This window comes from Actinomadura luteofluorescens (assembly GCF_013409365.1).
Taxonomy (GTDB): Bacteria; Actinomycetota; Actinomycetes; order Streptosporangiales; family Streptosporangiaceae; genus Spirillospora; species Spirillospora luteofluorescens.
Genome location: NZ_JACCBA010000001.1, coordinates 4,082,192 through 4,095,995, shown reverse-complemented (window position 1 = coordinate 4,095,995; position 13,804 = coordinate 4,082,192). Strand labels below are relative to the sequence as shown.

The window sequence follows — 13,804 nt, the reverse complement described above, 5'->3', positions numbered from 1 at the left end:
TCAGGGGGTCGCCTGGGCGAACGGGAATTCGCGTTCGACGCAGTTCCGCCGCGACACGTCGTCCGGGTACCGGGCCGCGTCCCCGCACTGGGCCGCTTTGCTCAGCAGCCAGAAGAGCGTCCCGGAACCGATCAGCAGGGCGATCGCGGAGCAGACCACCCCCACGAGGGCGGGGCGCCGGTCGGGGGCGCGGCGCACGAGCGCCACCGTCCCGAGGACGAGGCCCACGAGCGCCGGGATCATCCCCGCGAAGCACACCGCGAGCCCTGCCAGGCCGACGATTCCGAGCACCTGGGAGGACCGCGCCAGGGTGCTCCGCCTCGGCGGAGCGGGGGGCGAGTAGGTCCGGTACCCGGGCATGGTCATGCGTTCCTCCACGTGTCGTCCCCCAGATTCCCCCGCACCACGTGATCCCCGTGGTTTCGGGGAGTAAAGGTCGGTTAAGGAGATGCCACCGATCGGAGCAGGTGAACCGGGCATCTAGACTGGCGAACGTGCCTCTCCGTGACGGACGTCTGAGCCACGACATCGATCCCTCCGACCGTGCTCCGCAGGACGCCTGCGGCGTCTTCGGCGTCTGGGTCCCCGCCGAACAGGCGGCCCGGGCCGAAGTGAGCAAGCTCACGTACTACGGGCTGTACGCGCTCCAGCACCGCGGGCAAGAGTCGGCGGGCATCGCCGTGAGCGACGGCTCGCGCATCGTCGTCTTCAAGGACATGGGCCTCGTCGCCCAGGTCTTCGACGAGTCGGTGCTGAACACGCTGCGCGGCCACATCGCCGTCGGCCACTGCCGCTACTCCACGACCGGCTCGCCCACGTGGGAGAACGCGCAGCCCACGTTCCGGTCCACCGACGACGGCGGGCTCGCGCTCGTCCACAACGGCAACCTCATCAACACGCCCGAACTGGCCGCGCGGCTGGACCCGGGCGAGTTGACCGCCACGACCGACACCGAGGTCCTCACCGCCCTGCTCGCCGCCCGCGGCCAGGGCGGCGCCCTGGAGGCGGCGCGGGAGATCCTCCCCGCGACCCGCGGCGCGTTCTCCCTGGTCTTCATGGACGAGGGGACGCTCTACGCGGCCCGCGACCCCGAGGGCATCCGGCCGCTCGTGCTCGGCTCCCTGGAGGACCGCGGCTGGGTGGTCGCCTCGGAGACGGCCGGGCTCGACATCGTCGGCGCCCGGTTCGTCCGGGAGATCGAGCCGGGCGAGCTGATCGCGCTCGACGGCGAGGGCGTGCGGTCCGAGCGGTTCGCCGAGGCGCGCCCGAAGGGCTGCCTGTTCGAGTACGTGTACCTGGCGCGGCCCGACACGACGATCGCCGGGCGCAGCGTCCAGGCCACCCGCGTCGAGGTCGGGCGGCGGCTGGCCCGCGAGCACCCCGTCGAGGCCGACATGGTCATCCCGACGCCCGAGTCGGGCACGCCGGCCGCGATCGGCTACGCCGAGGCGTCCGGCATCCCCTACGGCCAGGGCCTGGTCAAGAACTCCTACGTCGGCCGGACGTTCATCCAGCCGTCCCAGACGATCCGCCAGCTCGGCATCCGCCTGAAGCTGAACCCGCTGCGGGAGGCGATCGAGGGCAAGCGCCTGGTCGTGGTGGACGACTCGATCGTGCGCGGCAACACCCAGCGCGCCATCGTGTCGATGCTGCGGGACGCGGGCGCCGCCGAGGTGCACGTGCGGATCTCCAGCCCGCCCGTCGCCTGGCCGTGCTTCTACGGCATCGACTTCGCGACCCGGGCCGAGCTGATCGCCGGGAACCTGTCGGTGGAGGAGATCCGCGACTCCATCGGCGCCGACTCGCTCGGCTACGTCTCCCTGGAGGAGCTGATCTCCGCCTCGCAGATCGCGAAGGACGAGCTGTGCCGGGCGTGCTTCGACGGCCAGTACCCGATCCCGGTGGAGCAGGACGCCCGCGGCAAGCACCTGCTGGAGGCCACCCGATGACGGACCGCCCGACGACCTCCTACGAGGCCGCAGGCGTCGACATCGCGGCGGGCGAGCGCGCCGTCGAGCTGATGAAGTCCCGGGTGGCCCGTTCGCGGCGGCCCGAGGTCGTCGACGACGTCAGCGGGTTCGCGGGGCTCTTCGACGCCTCGGCACTGCTGCGCTACAAGAGGCCCCTGCTCGCGACGTCCACGGACGGCGTCGGCACCAAGGTCGACCTGGCGCGGCGCCTGGGCGTCTACGACACGATCGGGCACGACCTGGTCGGCATGGTCATCGACGACCTCGCGGTGTGCGGCGCCGAGCCGCTGTTCATGACCGACTACATCGCCTGCGGCAAGGTCGTCCCGGAGCGCATCGCCGACATCGTCGGCGGGATCGCCGACGCGTGCGCTCTCGCCGGCGCCGCCCTCGTGGGCGGCGAGACCGCCGAGCACCCCGGCCTGCTGGAGGCCGACGAGTTCGACGTGGCGGGCGCCGGGACGGGTGTCGTCGAAGCCGACCGGATCCTCGGGCCCGAACGCGTGCGGGCGGGCGACGTCGTGATCGCCATGGCGTCGTCCGGGATCCACTCGAACGGGTACTCGCTCGTCCGGCACATCCTGGCGACGACGGATCTGACGCTGGAGTCACGATCGGCCGATCTCGACCGTCCGCTGGGCGAGGAGCTCCTCACCCCGACGCGCATCTACGCCAAGGACTGCCTCGCCCTGGCCGAGACCGGAGGGGCGCGGGCGTTCGCGCACATCACGGGCGGCGGGCTGGCGGCGAACCTGGCCCGGTCGCTGCCGCCCGGGGCGGACGCCGTGCTGGACCGCTCGTCCTGGGAGGTCCCGGCCGTGTTCCGCCTGCTCCAGGCGCACGGCGACGTGCCGCAGGCCGAGATGGACAAGACGTTCAACCTCGGAGTCGGCATGGCCGCGATCGTCGCCCCGGACCGCGCCGACGAGGCGCTCCGCCTGCTGACCTCCCGCGGCGTCCCGTCCTGGGTCCTCGGTGAGATCACCGAGGGAACCGGCGAAGCGACCTTCCGCTGATCCGCCGGCCTGCGGACCCCGCCGCCCCACCCGACCTCGCGGACGGGGCTGAACGGGACGCTGAGCCCCTCCCGGACCTCTCAGGGCAACGGAGGCATGCCGGACACCGAACGCGGCCCGTGGGGTCGCTCAGCGTGAGCGGCGGCCCCCGGACCTGGTCCGGCCCATGACAAACGCCACCGCCCGGCGGTGCGGGCGGTGGCGTGCTGTCTGCCGGTCAACCGGAGGTGTCGTCCTTGCGGGTCTCCGTGCCGTAGTCATCGGCGTAGTCGGCGTACTTCTCGGCGAGCTCGTCATAGGAGTCTTCGCCGGAGTCGCTGACTCCTAGTTCATCCTTCAGGCGGTCGAGGTCCGTGTTGCCGGTGCTGTATTTGAGCTGCCGGGCAACCTTCACCTGCTTGGCCTTGGCTCGGCCGCGACCCATTGGCTCGACCCCCTCGATGGTCAGGGCTTTCGTGGGCCCATCAACGCGCGCGTGTACCACACGAACCGGTGCCTGATGAGCCATGCGTCAGTCACGGGTACAACCGTACCCGTTTTGCGCCTGGCTCGGTACATCGACGGTACGTGGCGGCGCCCCTGTTGCTGATGACAACAGTGTATCCGGTGGTCACGTGAACGTGCGAAGGCCACCGTGGGACGGTCGTACGCCGCCCCACGGTGGCCCTCACAACGGTTTTGCAACGGTCTAAACAGGTCTAGGGAGTGCACCCTCCGCCCGCGCCTTCCGCGAGCTCGGAGGCCGTACCCCGCGAAGCTCAGAGAAGGATGCCGCGCAGCCTGCCGACCTCCGACATCCGCCGCTCCGCGAGGCGGTCGGCGGCCACCGCCGGCGGGACGCCCTCGTCGGAGGCCAGCGCGAAGATCTTCCGGGTGGTGTCGTAGATGCCCGCGGCGCGGGCCTTGGCGCGGTCGAAGTTGAAGCCCTCGATCTCGTCCGCGACCTGGATCACGCCGCCGGAGTTCACCACGTAGTCGGGCGCGTACAGGACGCCGCGGTCGGCGAGGCGCTTCTCCACGCCCGGGTGGGCGAGCTGGTTGTTGGCGGCGCCGCAGACGACCTTGGCGCCCAGCACGGGCACGGTGTCGTCGTTGAGGGAGCCGCCCAGCGCGCACGGCGCGTAGACATCGAGCTCCGTGCGGACCATGGCGTCGGCGTCGGCGACCACCTCCACCTCGGGGTGCAGTGCCCGGACGCGGTCGACGGCGGCCTCGTCCACGTCGCAGATCACGACGTCCGCGCCGTCCTCGCGCAGGTGCTCCACCAGGCGGTGGCCGACCTTCCCGACGCCCTCCACCCCGACCCGCCTGCCGCGCAGCGTGGCCTGGCCCCACACCGTCTCGGCCGCGGCCCGCATGCCCTGGAACACGCCGAACGCCGTGAGGATGGACGAGTCGCCGGCGCCGCCGTGCGCGACCGTCCGTCCGGTGACGAAGCGGCACTCGCGCGCGACGATGTCCATGTCCTCGCTGAAGGTGCCCACGTCGCACGCCGTGTAGTACCGGCCGTTCAGCGACTGGACGAACCGACCGTAGGCCCGCAGCATCGCCTCGGACTTGTCCGTGGCGGGGTCGCCGATGATGACGGCCTTGCCGCCGCCGAGGTCGAGCCCGGCCAGGGCGTTCTTGTACGCCATGCCCCGGGACAGGTTCAGCACGTCGGCGAGGGCCTCTTCCTCGGAGCCGTACGGGTAGAAGCGGGTGCCTCCCAGGGACGGGCCCAGCGCGGTGGAGTAGATGGCGATGATGGCGCGCAGGCCGCTGGCCTCGTCCTGGCAGAAGACGACCTGCTCGTGTCGGGGTTCGGTGCCCTTGTGGGGCGCCCCGAAGACATTAGGCACGGTAGTGCCCTCCTCTCTGTCTCTAAGATCAGCCTAGGGCGCGCGATGGCGCCACGCCCGACCGAATCTCATGTCACGATGCGATTCTCATGTCACGATGCGATGGTGCTTCCGTACGCGGCGTACCTACGGGTTTATGAACCGGTGACCGCCTTCCCGGAGCCCGCGCGGACCCTGTGGACGGTCTACGCCGACTCCAGGCGCCGTCCCAGGCGGATCCACGCGCTCGGGGCGGAGAACCGGGAGGCCGTGCTCAGGCTGACGGGCTCGCCGCCCGAGGTCGTCCCGGAGCGGGAGAGCAGGGACGCCTACGTGCGGCGCCTGGAGGACATGATCTACGTGTGCCCGTGGGGGACGCGGCTGCGCTCCTGGCTGGCCTTCGAGCGCTTCAGGGACGAGCACGCGGCGGGCGTCGCGGCGGCCTTCGTCCCGCCGCCCCTGTCCGAGCGGGTGCGCAGCGACTTCGAGCAGTGGAAGAACGCCGGCCGCTCCCTCCGCCCGCACATCCTGACGAGCACCTGGCACGTCCCGCTGGACTGGTTCGTGCCGTTCGCGCGCGGCGAGCGGTGCCTGACGCTCGGCACGCCGGGGACCGGCTACCGGCCGCCGGACGACACGGCCGAGGAGCCCGCGGCCCACGGCCCGGCGACGGCGGCGCCCGTGCGGACCCTGATCTACGTCACCTCGATGGGGGAGGCGCGCCGCCGGGTGGCGGCCGCGCTCCCGGTGGTGCGCGAGAATCTCGGCGAGGGGACGGAGGACGTCTACCTCCTGTCGGCGGGACGGCTGGACACCCTCGGCCGGTGGCTCGGCGAGTTCCATCCCGGCGCGCTCGTGGAACTCGACTACGGCGGGCTCGTCCATCTCCTGGACGACGCCACGCTCCGTACGGACGAGTCGGTCGCGGAGATGACCGTGGCCCTCACCGGGATGGAGCGAGGTGAGGTCGAGCTGACGGTCGCGATGTACAAGCGTCTCCTGGCCCGCTGGCGCCCCGTGCGGGCGCTGGAGGCCGCGAACTAAAACAAATTTCCCGAATCCGCGCGCGATACGACTATACGTGTCGCTAGAATCACGCAGCGTGACCCAGCCGTCGCCGGACATGCACACTTCCCCGCTCTCGCGGGGATGTTTGCACGCAACTACCGCCAGGAACTTGCTTGTTGCGCTGAGTGGTGGCAAGGTTACACGTTGTGATGTCATAGTGGCTCTTTCGGGCCATAGGGGACATCAGTGACCACGCGAGGATCAATCGCAGGATCGCTGTCATCGGTCCACGGAGGAGAGGCCGCAAACATGTCAGCACGTACGCCAGAGGCCGAGCCCCTGCTGACGCCGGCGGAGGTGGCGACGATGTTCCGCGTCGACCCCAAGACCGTCACGCGCTGGGCGAAGGCGGGAAAGCTCACGTCGATCCGCACGCTCGGCGGGCATCGCCGGTACCGCGAGGCGGAGGTGCGGGCGCTGCTCGCGGGAATCCCGCAGCAGCGTTCGGAGTAGGCACGCCGACCGGCAGGGCTCCAGCGGAGCCCTCCGGACGCACAGCGCAAGAGGGGGGCGGCCAGGAGGCCCTTGATCGGACCTCGCGCCCGAGATACGTGCGGGGACCCGCTCAGTGGTCTCCTGGCCGACACGGGACCACGGTCATCCGAGAACCGTCGGTCCCGAACGCCGAAGTCGCGCTGTCCCTGGGACGGGCACCAACCCGCTCCCGGGGACAGAGCGCACACTCCCAAAACAACGCCCCAGTTCCGGCGATCGCACAGGTTTCGGACAATGCGTCTCTCCTGAGAGACGCGCAGGTTGCGGACGACGCGTCTGTCACGGAACGCACCTGGTCTGAGCGGTGCGCCGGTTGAGGATGCCGCGCCGGTGCGAGGGACGCGCCCGTCGCGGGACGTGGTTTGGTTGCGGGGGGTGTGTCCGGTTGTGGACGCGGGTGAGTTGGGTGTCCGAAACTCCGCGCACGTCAGCGCGATAACCGCAGGTCGAGCGGTTAGTGGTTCGTCTCCGGGCGGCTAGGGCCTGTCTCGAAGTGGCTCAGCCGCACGCGCGAACGCGTGACCTGGCCGGTGGAGCGAAGCCGAAGGCGAGCGGAACCGGGCAGATCGCGAAGCGATGCCGCGTTCGCCCAGTACCGGTCACGTAGCGAGCCGCCAGGCGAGCGAAGTGGGCCGGGACTGTTGAAACACAGCCGCCAGGCGAGCGAAGTGGGCCGGGACGTTGAAACACGGCCTAATGGTTCATCTCTTCGTGGGCCAGGCGGTCGAACAGGGCGCCCGTGCCCGGGTCGTGCCTGCCGGAGACCTGCATGATCACCACGAGCTGGTCGACCAGCAGCCGCTCCAGATCGGGGCGGGACACGTCGCGGTTCTCCAGCCAGTCCAGGCCGGCGGTCTCCACGGTCGCCATCCAGCAGCGCAGCGTGATGCGCAGGATCGGCGGCGGCACGTCGACGTCCAGCGAGTGCAGGATCCGGTCCAGCAGCAGCCGGCGGATCCCGTCCACGATCTCGCCGGCCTCGCCCGAGCGGTCGGCCGGCCCGCCGCGCAGCAGCGCCGTGTACCCGGCCGCGTGGCTCTCCACGAAGTCGAAGTAGCGCTTCAGCGAGATCCGCAGCCGTTCGAGCGGCCTGCCCTCCGTGGGCGGTTCCAGCAGTACCGACAGCTGCTTCGCGGCACTGCCGAGCGCCGCGATGTACAGCTCGTTCTTGCCGCCGAAGTAGTGGTAGACCAGCGCCCGGGAGGCTCCCGCCTTCGCCGCGACGTCGTCGATCGAGACGTCCTCGGGCGAGCGCGTGCTGAAAAGCTGCAGCGCCGCCTCGATCAGCTCGTCCCGCCGTTCGTCCACGCTGAGCCGGCGCCGGCCGCGCCCGCCGCTCGGCCGGCCGCGCGCCTTCGCACCGGCCATCGCACGATCTCCCACCTGGGCAGGGTATCCGAGCCGGGCGCCGTCGGGGCGCACACCGAGCGCGACGCCGGCGGGCCCGCCGCCGGTTCCCCGCCACGAGTGTGATCCAGAACACCACAGGCCCGAACCACCATTGTCGGATGCCCGTTACTCAGTGTCGCGGCGGTATGGGGGGAAGGCGCGGCATCATGGCATCTCCTCCTGAGCGGAGGGCGGTGCGCCGAATCCCTCACCGGGGCGCCGCCGCGGCAGGTCCTGCAGGTTCCCCTGGACGGAGTGCCATGTCAGCAGATGAAGCAAATCCCCCGCACGACTTGCAGGGAGAGGGCGCGGTGCCTCGGCCGCGCAGCGAGCCCTCTCCCGCACCGCGCGACGAGGGCAGGACGGTGCCCGCGCCGAAACCGACCATCCGCAATGTCGCTGAACGCGCGGGAGTGTCCAAATCGCTCGTCTCGCTGGTCATGCGAGGGTCACCGCATGTGAGCGAACGCCGGAGACAGGCCGTTCTGCAGGCCGCCCGGGAGCTCGGCTACCGCCCGAACGCGGTGGCGCGCAGCCTGGTCGAGGGACGCACCCGGCTGATCGGCGCCATCGTCGCCGACCTGCACAACCCGTTCTTCGCCGAGTTCCTGGACGGGCTCCAGGAGAGCCTGCACGGCGCGGGGCTGCGGATGCTGGTCGGCAGCGGCCGCTGGGACCCGATGTTCGAGGCCGAGGCGGTCGAGGCGTTCCTGGAGATGCGGGTGGACGGGCTGGTCCTGCTCAGCGTCGTCCCCGAGTCGCTCAAGGAGGCGGCCGCCAGCGTCCCCGTGGTGGTCGTCGGCGAGCGCGACGTGGTGGGCGTCGACATCGTGGTGGACGACGACGAGCTCGGTGCGAACCTCGCCGTCGACCATCTCGTCCAGCACGGCCACCGCCGGATCGCGCACATCGAGGGCGCGCGCTCCACCACCGCGCGCTACCGCCGCGCCGGCTACGAGAAGGCGATGCGGCGGCACGACCTGGCCGGCGAGATCGTCGTCGAGCCCGGCGACTTCACCGAGGACGGCGGCTACCGGGCCGCGCTCTCGCTGCTGCGCCGCGACGCCCGGCCGACCGCGATCTTCGCTCCCAACGACCTGGTCGCCACCGGGGCGCTGTCGGCCGCCGACGAGCTCGGCATGCGGGTCCCGGCGGACCTTTCGATCATCGGCTACGACAACACCCACCTCGCGGCGATCCGGCACATCTCGCTGACCAGCGTCGACCAGCCGCGCCGCGACATGGGCCGGGTGGCCGCCGAGATGCTCACCGCGCGCATCGGCGACCCGTCCCGCGCCGCGCGGCAGAAGCTGGTCGTCCCGCACCTGGTGGTCCGCTCGACGACGGGGCCCGCGCCCGCCCCGTGACCCGCCTGTGCGCCGCCGCAGGACGTCCCCCCGCCTTCTCCTCGCTCCCGCCAAGCCCGGTCCGTGCCGTGATCCGCGCGTCGTGACGCCCGCCGCCCTGGCCGGTGACGCCGCGTCCCGCGCAGCTCCGCCCCGTGCCGCCGCGGCCGTGCTCCCGAGGTCCGTCGTCCTGTCGGCTCGCCGCTGACGCGTCCCACGATCGTGGCGTCATGGTCCTCGACGTCGTGCATCGTGCCGGCGCCGTCGCCCGGGGCCGGTTATGGCCGGGGTACGGGGACGGTCGATCGTTCGTCGAACCGGCGCGCGCCGGGTAAGGGGCTGGCCAAACCTGCCGCATTCCCCGGGACGGGGCACGCGGCCAGGTGGTTAATGGGACTTCACCGTCGGCGGGCGGTCCCGGGCGGCCTCACGGAAGGCCGCCGGGACGGTCCTGCCGGCGGTCGGGAGAGGGTCCGTTCACCAGAGGGGAACAGGTCGTGCGTGATCCGGAACTGGTGTCGTGCGCGCAGCGCGCGGCGAGCGAATTGGAACGCGCGTGGTCGGAGTGGCGGCACGCCCGCGGCCTCGCCGAGCAGGTGTCGGAGTCCGTCGCCAGCTACGTTGCCCATTCGATCGACCACCCGTGGGGGCGTCCCCGCGTGGTCCTCGGCCTGGACGCCGACGAGGCGCGCGCCCTCGCCGCCCTGCTGGGCAAGGAGGACCCGCTGCGAGGCTGATTTTCCCGACTCCGTTTGACGAACCCGTACCGGTGTGCAGACTGTCAGGGTCGGTAACGAAGTCATCACGGAGGAAAACGGCCTGTGCGGATTCATCGGGGCGGCCCCGCGGTCGCCGGTATCGCGCTGTGCCTGGGCGCGCTCGTCGCGTGCAACGGTTCCTCCGGGACGTCCGGCGGCGGCGAGGCGGCCGGGCCGCCGACGGCCGGGGCGGCGTCCCCGGGCGCCGGGGGCGGCAAGTCGCCCGCGTCCGCCCAGGGTGACGCGCGGTCGCTGGACGGCAAGGTCATCGTGATCGACCCCGGGCACAACGGCGGCAACGCCGACCACCCGTCCGAGATCAACCGGCAGGTGAAGATCGGCAACGGCAGCAAGGCGTGCGACACGACCGGCACCGAGACCAGGGCCGGCTACACCGAGCACGCCTTCACCTGGGACGTGTCGAAGAGGCTCGCCGGCATCCTGAGGTCCCGGGGGGCGAAGGTCTCGCTGACCCGCAAGGACGACAAGAGCGTCGGCCCCTGCGTCACCGAGCGCGCCGCGCTCGGCAACCGGCTCAAGGCGGACGCCGCGCTGTCCATCCACGCCGACGGGGCGTCCGCGTCCGGCCACGGCTTCCACATCATCGAGCCGCTGTCCATCGGCCGGAACTCCGAGATGGTGTCCGGCTCCGCCGAGCTGGGCGAGGCGCTGCGGAACGCCTATCACGAGGGCACCGGCATCCCGTACTCCAACTACCTCGGCAAGAAGGCCATCGACCGGCGCGACGATCTCGGCGGGCTCAACATGTCGACCGTGCCGAAGGTCTTCATCGAGTGCGGCAACATGCAGAACAAGGGCGACGCGGACAAGCTGTCCAGCGCGTCCTTCCGGCAGCGCATCGCCGAGTCCCTGGCCGAGGGCTTCCAGACCTACCTGGGCTGATCCCCGGACGGCGATCCGGGACGCGCGCCCGGCCCGCAGCGGGCAGGATGAGCGGATGCCTGATCTTCGTCGTGTGCGCGAACTGCTGCTCGGAGCCGGTTACACCGTCGCGGGGGTGCGCGAGTCGCTCGGCCCGGTCGCGGGTGGGGCGCTGGCGCGGGACGAGATCGTGCCCGCGCTGCGGGCGACGGCCGGCGGATCGCCCGTCGAGGCGCTGACGCGGCTGTTCTGGCTCCAGGTGCCCGTCCCCGAAGGCGCGGTCGCCTCGGACGATCTGGTGGCGGCGGGGCTCGCCGAGGTGTCGGGCGGGCAGGTGCGGGCGCTGCTGCGCGTCGAGCCGCTGGAGGCGGTGGACGGCGACGGGCACGCCGGTTATGCCGTGTCCGATCTGAAGGTGCGGCCCGGGGACGGGCGCCTCCCGGCGGACGATCATGTGGTCGGAACCGGTGGCGCGTCCGGCAATCTCGCCCGGTTGGTTATCCACAGGCCTGTGGACAGCGTGCTCGATCTGGGCACGGGATGCGGCGTCCAGGCCGTGCATGTGGCGGGACGGTCGCCGGGTGCGCGCGTCACCGCGACGGACGTGAATCCGCGGGCGCTGGAGCTGGCCGGGATGAGCTTCGCGCTGTCCGGCGTGGAGGGCGCCGAACGGCTGTGCGGGTCGCTGCTGGAGCCGGTCGAGGGCCGCCGCTTCGACCTGATCGTGTCGAATCCGCCGTTCGTCGTCGCGCCGCCCGGCGACCGGCGGTTCACCTACCGCGAGTCCGGGATGGCGGGCGACGACTTCTGCCGCCGCCTCGTCGAGAACGCCTCCCGCTACCTGAACGACGGCGGATATTGCCAGCTCCTGGCCAACTGGCTGCATGTCGGAGGGACTCCCTGGGAGGAGCGCGTCGGCGCGTGGGTGGACGGCTGCGACGCGTGGATCGTGCAGCGCGACGTCCAGGATCCGGCGGAGTACGCCGAGTTGTGGCTGCGGGATTCCTGCGAGGCGGGCACGCCCGAATACCGCGCCCGGTACGGGGCGTGGCTCGACGAGTTCGAGCGGCGGAACGTCACCGGGATCGGGTTCGGCTGGATCACGTTGCGGCGCAGCGAGCGCCCGGCCGTCCGGATCGAGGAGCTGCGGCACGCCGTCGAGCAGCCCGCCGGCGCCTACGCGCACGAGGTTCTCGACGGCCTCGTGAGAGCGGAAGAGTTTTCCACAGCCTGTGGACGACTGCTCGCGGCGGCGCCCGGTCTCGTCCAGGAACAGATCGGCCCGCCCGGTGCCGAGGACCCGGAGCGGATCGTCCTGCGGCAGGCCGGCCGGCTCCGCCGCGCCGCCGGCGTCGGAACGGTCGAGGCGGCCCTCGCGGGGGTCTGCGACGGCACCCTGCCCCTCGATCCGCTCCTGGACGCCATCGCCCAACTCACGGGCATGGACCCCGGCGAGGTCCGCGCGCACGCCGCCGCCGTCCTGCCGGAGCTGATCGCCGACGGCTTCTTCGCCTAGCCCGGGGGAACGCCCCGGGTCAGCCGCGGGCCTCGTCCAGAGTGCGGAAGGCGCTGCCGCGCAGGCGGCGCGACAGGTCGCGGTTGACGCGGTGCGCCCAGAGCGGACCGCCGTAGATCATCCCGGTGTACCCCTGGACGAGGGTCGCGCCCGCCCGGACGCGTTCCCACACGTCGTCGGCCGTCTCGACCCCGCCGACGGAGATCAGCACGAGCCGCCCGCCCGTGCGGGACCGCAGCCGGCGCAGCACCTCGACCGACCGCTCGCGCAGCGGCGCGCCCGACAGCCCGCCGGTCTCCTTGACCAGCGCGGGCGGGCTGAGCAGGGCGTCGCGGCCGATGGTGGTGTTGGTCGCGATGATGCCGTCGAGGCCGAGTTCGAGGGCGAGGTCGGCGACGGCGTCGACGTCGTCGTCCGCCAGGTCGGGTGCGATCTTCACCAGCAGCGGGACGCGGCGGGCGGAGGAGCGGTCGGCGGCCTCGCGCACGGCCGTCAGCAGCGGGCGCAGGTGCTCGACGGCCTGGAGGTTCCGCAGGCCCGGCGTGTTGGGGGAGCTGACGTTGACGACGAGGTAGTCGGCGTGCGGGGCGAGCCGCTCGGTGCTCGCCACGTAGTCGGCGGCGGCCGAGGCCTCCGGGACGACCTTGGTCTTGCCGATGTTGGCGCCGACGACCACTCCCGGAGCCCGCTCGGCGAGCCGCCGCGCGGCGGCCTCGGAGCCCTCGTTGTTGAAGCCCATCCGGTTCACGACCGCCCGGTCAGGGACGAGCCGGAACAGCCGCGGGCGCGGGTTGCCGGGCTGCGGGCGCCCGGTCACCGTCCCGATCTCGACGTGGCCGAACCCGAAGGCACCGAGCGCCGCGTAGGCGACGGCGTCCTTGTCGAACCCGGCGGCGAGCCCGAGCGGGCTCGGGAAGTCCAGCCCGAACGCGCGGACGGCCAGCGCCGGGTCGCGCGGTGCGAACAGCCGCCGCAGCAGCGGCACCGCACCGGGCACCGCCTGGATCGCACGCAGAGCCCGCAGGGTCAGATGGTGGACGCTCTCCGCCGAGACGCGGGCGATGACCAGTGAGAAAAGGAGTCTGTACATCACTCACCAGTATCCCAGCAGCCCTTACAAGAAATTCGTTTGAGGCCCACCGAACCGGCTGCCACCCTGACCGCATGCTTCTCAATGCCGAGGCCACCGCTTGGTGGCCCACTCCCCAGCGCGTCTACCGCGACCGTCCCGCCGCCGGGTCCGGCCGGGACGCGATTCGCGTCTGAGCTGCGCGCTCCCGCACGGCCGGACCTGGGTGCGACCGACCACGACACCCAGCCGGACGGGAGATCACCATGTCCAAGAGCCGAGGCCGCAACGGCATGCTCGGCGTGGGCGGCCAGCGTAGGAACCTGTCGCGCGGAGAACTGCGCGGCGGCAAGGCGCGGGCAGCCGACGGCGAGGCCGCCAAGGCGGCCGAGAAGAAGAAGGACCTGCTCCGCAAGATGCGCGAACGCACCGAGCAGCGCACCACCGACACCGACGAGTAGCGAACGGAACGCGC

At 71.8% G+C, this 13,804-nt stretch carries 14 protein-coding genes; 9 read left to right on the top strand and 5 right to left on the bottom strand.

Annotated elements, in window-relative coordinates:
* Positions 1-366: a hypothetical protein gene (locus tag BJY14_RS18855; protein WP_179844824.1), complete on the bottom strand. Its 366-nt coding sequence runs from the start codon at positions 364-366 to the stop codon at positions 1-3.
* 128 nt (positions 367-494) lie between these two features.
* Between BJY14_RS18855 and purF the strand changes: the two genes are divergently transcribed.
* Positions 495-1,949, top strand: coding sequence for an amidophosphoribosyltransferase (gene purF / locus BJY14_RS18850; RefSeq protein ID WP_179844823.1), 1,455 nt, complete (start codon positions 495-497; stop codon positions 1,947-1,949).
* The gene (gene purM, locus BJY14_RS18845) at positions 1,946-2,986 is read left to right on the top strand and encodes a phosphoribosylformylglycinamidine cyclo-ligase (RefSeq protein ID WP_179844822.1); all 1,041 of its coding nucleotides are present in this window, start codon (positions 1,946-1,948) and stop codon (positions 2,984-2,986) included. Before purF ends, purM begins: the two co-directional genes overlap by 4 nt.
* Before the next feature lie 217 nt (positions 2,987-3,203).
* On the opposite strand, the gene BJY14_RS18840 is transcribed toward purM, so the two are convergent.
* Positions 3,204-3,410 carry a DUF3073 domain-containing protein gene (locus tag BJY14_RS18840; RefSeq protein ID WP_179849484.1) on the bottom strand — a complete coding sequence of 69 codons (207 nt, stop codon included), beginning with the start codon at positions 3,408-3,410 and terminating at the stop codon, positions 3,204-3,206.
* Positions 3,411-3,744: 334 nt separating this feature from the next.
* On the bottom strand, positions 3,745-4,827 hold the full coding sequence (locus tag BJY14_RS18835) for a Leu/Phe/Val dehydrogenase (protein ID WP_179844821.1): 1,083 nt from the start codon (positions 4,825-4,827) through the stop codon (positions 3,745-3,747).
* Positions 4,828-4,872: 45 nt separating this feature from the next.
* Here BJY14_RS18835 and BJY14_RS18830 point away from each other — a divergent pair, with 45 nt between their 5' ends.
* Positions 4,873-5,850 carry a DUF8083 family protein gene (locus BJY14_RS18830; RefSeq protein ID WP_512770947.1) on the top strand — a complete coding sequence of 326 codons (978 nt, stop codon included), beginning with the start codon at positions 4,873-4,875 and terminating at the stop codon, positions 5,848-5,850.
* Between the two features lie 273 nt (positions 5,851-6,123).
* Positions 6,124-6,327, top strand: a complete 204-nt coding sequence (bldC, locus tag BJY14_RS18825; protein ID WP_012850682.1) for a developmental transcriptional regulator BldC — start codon at positions 6,124-6,126, stop codon at positions 6,325-6,327.
* Between the two features lie 735 nt (positions 6,328-7,062).
* On the opposite strand, the gene BJY14_RS18820 is transcribed toward bldC, so the two are convergent.
* Positions 7,063-7,737 (bottom strand): TetR/AcrR family transcriptional regulator, encoded by a 675-nt coding sequence (locus tag BJY14_RS18820; RefSeq protein WP_179849482.1) that lies wholly within the window; start codon positions 7,735-7,737, stop codon positions 7,063-7,065.
* A 281-nt stretch (positions 7,738-8,018) separates the two neighbouring features.
* On the opposite strand from BJY14_RS18820, the gene BJY14_RS18815 reads away from it, so the two are divergent.
* From BJY14_RS18815 to BJY14_RS18800, 4 genes are all read left to right on the top strand, one after another.
* Complete coding sequence (locus BJY14_RS18815) at positions 8,019-9,125, top strand: LacI family DNA-binding transcriptional regulator (protein ID WP_281382104.1); 1,107 nt, start codon at positions 8,019-8,021, stop codon at positions 9,123-9,125.
* A gap of 476 nt (positions 9,126-9,601) precedes the next feature.
* Positions 9,602-9,841, top strand: coding sequence for a hypothetical protein (locus BJY14_RS18810; protein ID WP_089315141.1), 240 nt, complete (start codon positions 9,602-9,604; stop codon positions 9,839-9,841).
* An 84-nt stretch (positions 9,842-9,925) separates the two neighbouring features.
* Positions 9,926-10,765 (top strand): N-acetylmuramoyl-L-alanine amidase, encoded by an 840-nt coding sequence (locus tag BJY14_RS18805; protein WP_312879305.1) that lies wholly within the window; start codon positions 9,926-9,928, stop codon positions 10,763-10,765.
* Positions 10,766-10,820: 55 nt separating this feature from the next.
* Positions 10,821-12,260, top strand: coding sequence for a DUF7059 domain-containing protein (locus BJY14_RS18800; RefSeq protein ID WP_179844820.1), 1,440 nt, complete (start codon positions 10,821-10,823; stop codon positions 12,258-12,260).
* Between the two features lie 19 nt (positions 12,261-12,279).
* Here BJY14_RS18800 and BJY14_RS18795 read toward each other — a convergent pair whose 3' ends face one another.
* On the bottom strand, positions 12,280-13,350 hold the full coding sequence (locus BJY14_RS18795; RefSeq protein ID WP_179844819.1) for a quinone-dependent dihydroorotate dehydrogenase: 1,071 nt from the start codon (positions 13,348-13,350) through the stop codon (positions 12,280-12,282).
* 245 nt (positions 13,351-13,595) lie between these two features.
* On the opposite strand from BJY14_RS18795, the gene BJY14_RS18790 reads away from it, so the two are divergent.
* Positions 13,596-13,790 (top strand): DUF6243 family protein, encoded by a 195-nt coding sequence (locus BJY14_RS18790; RefSeq protein ID WP_179844818.1) that lies wholly within the window; start codon positions 13,596-13,598, stop codon positions 13,788-13,790.
* Positions 13,791-13,804 lie beyond the last annotated feature (14 nt).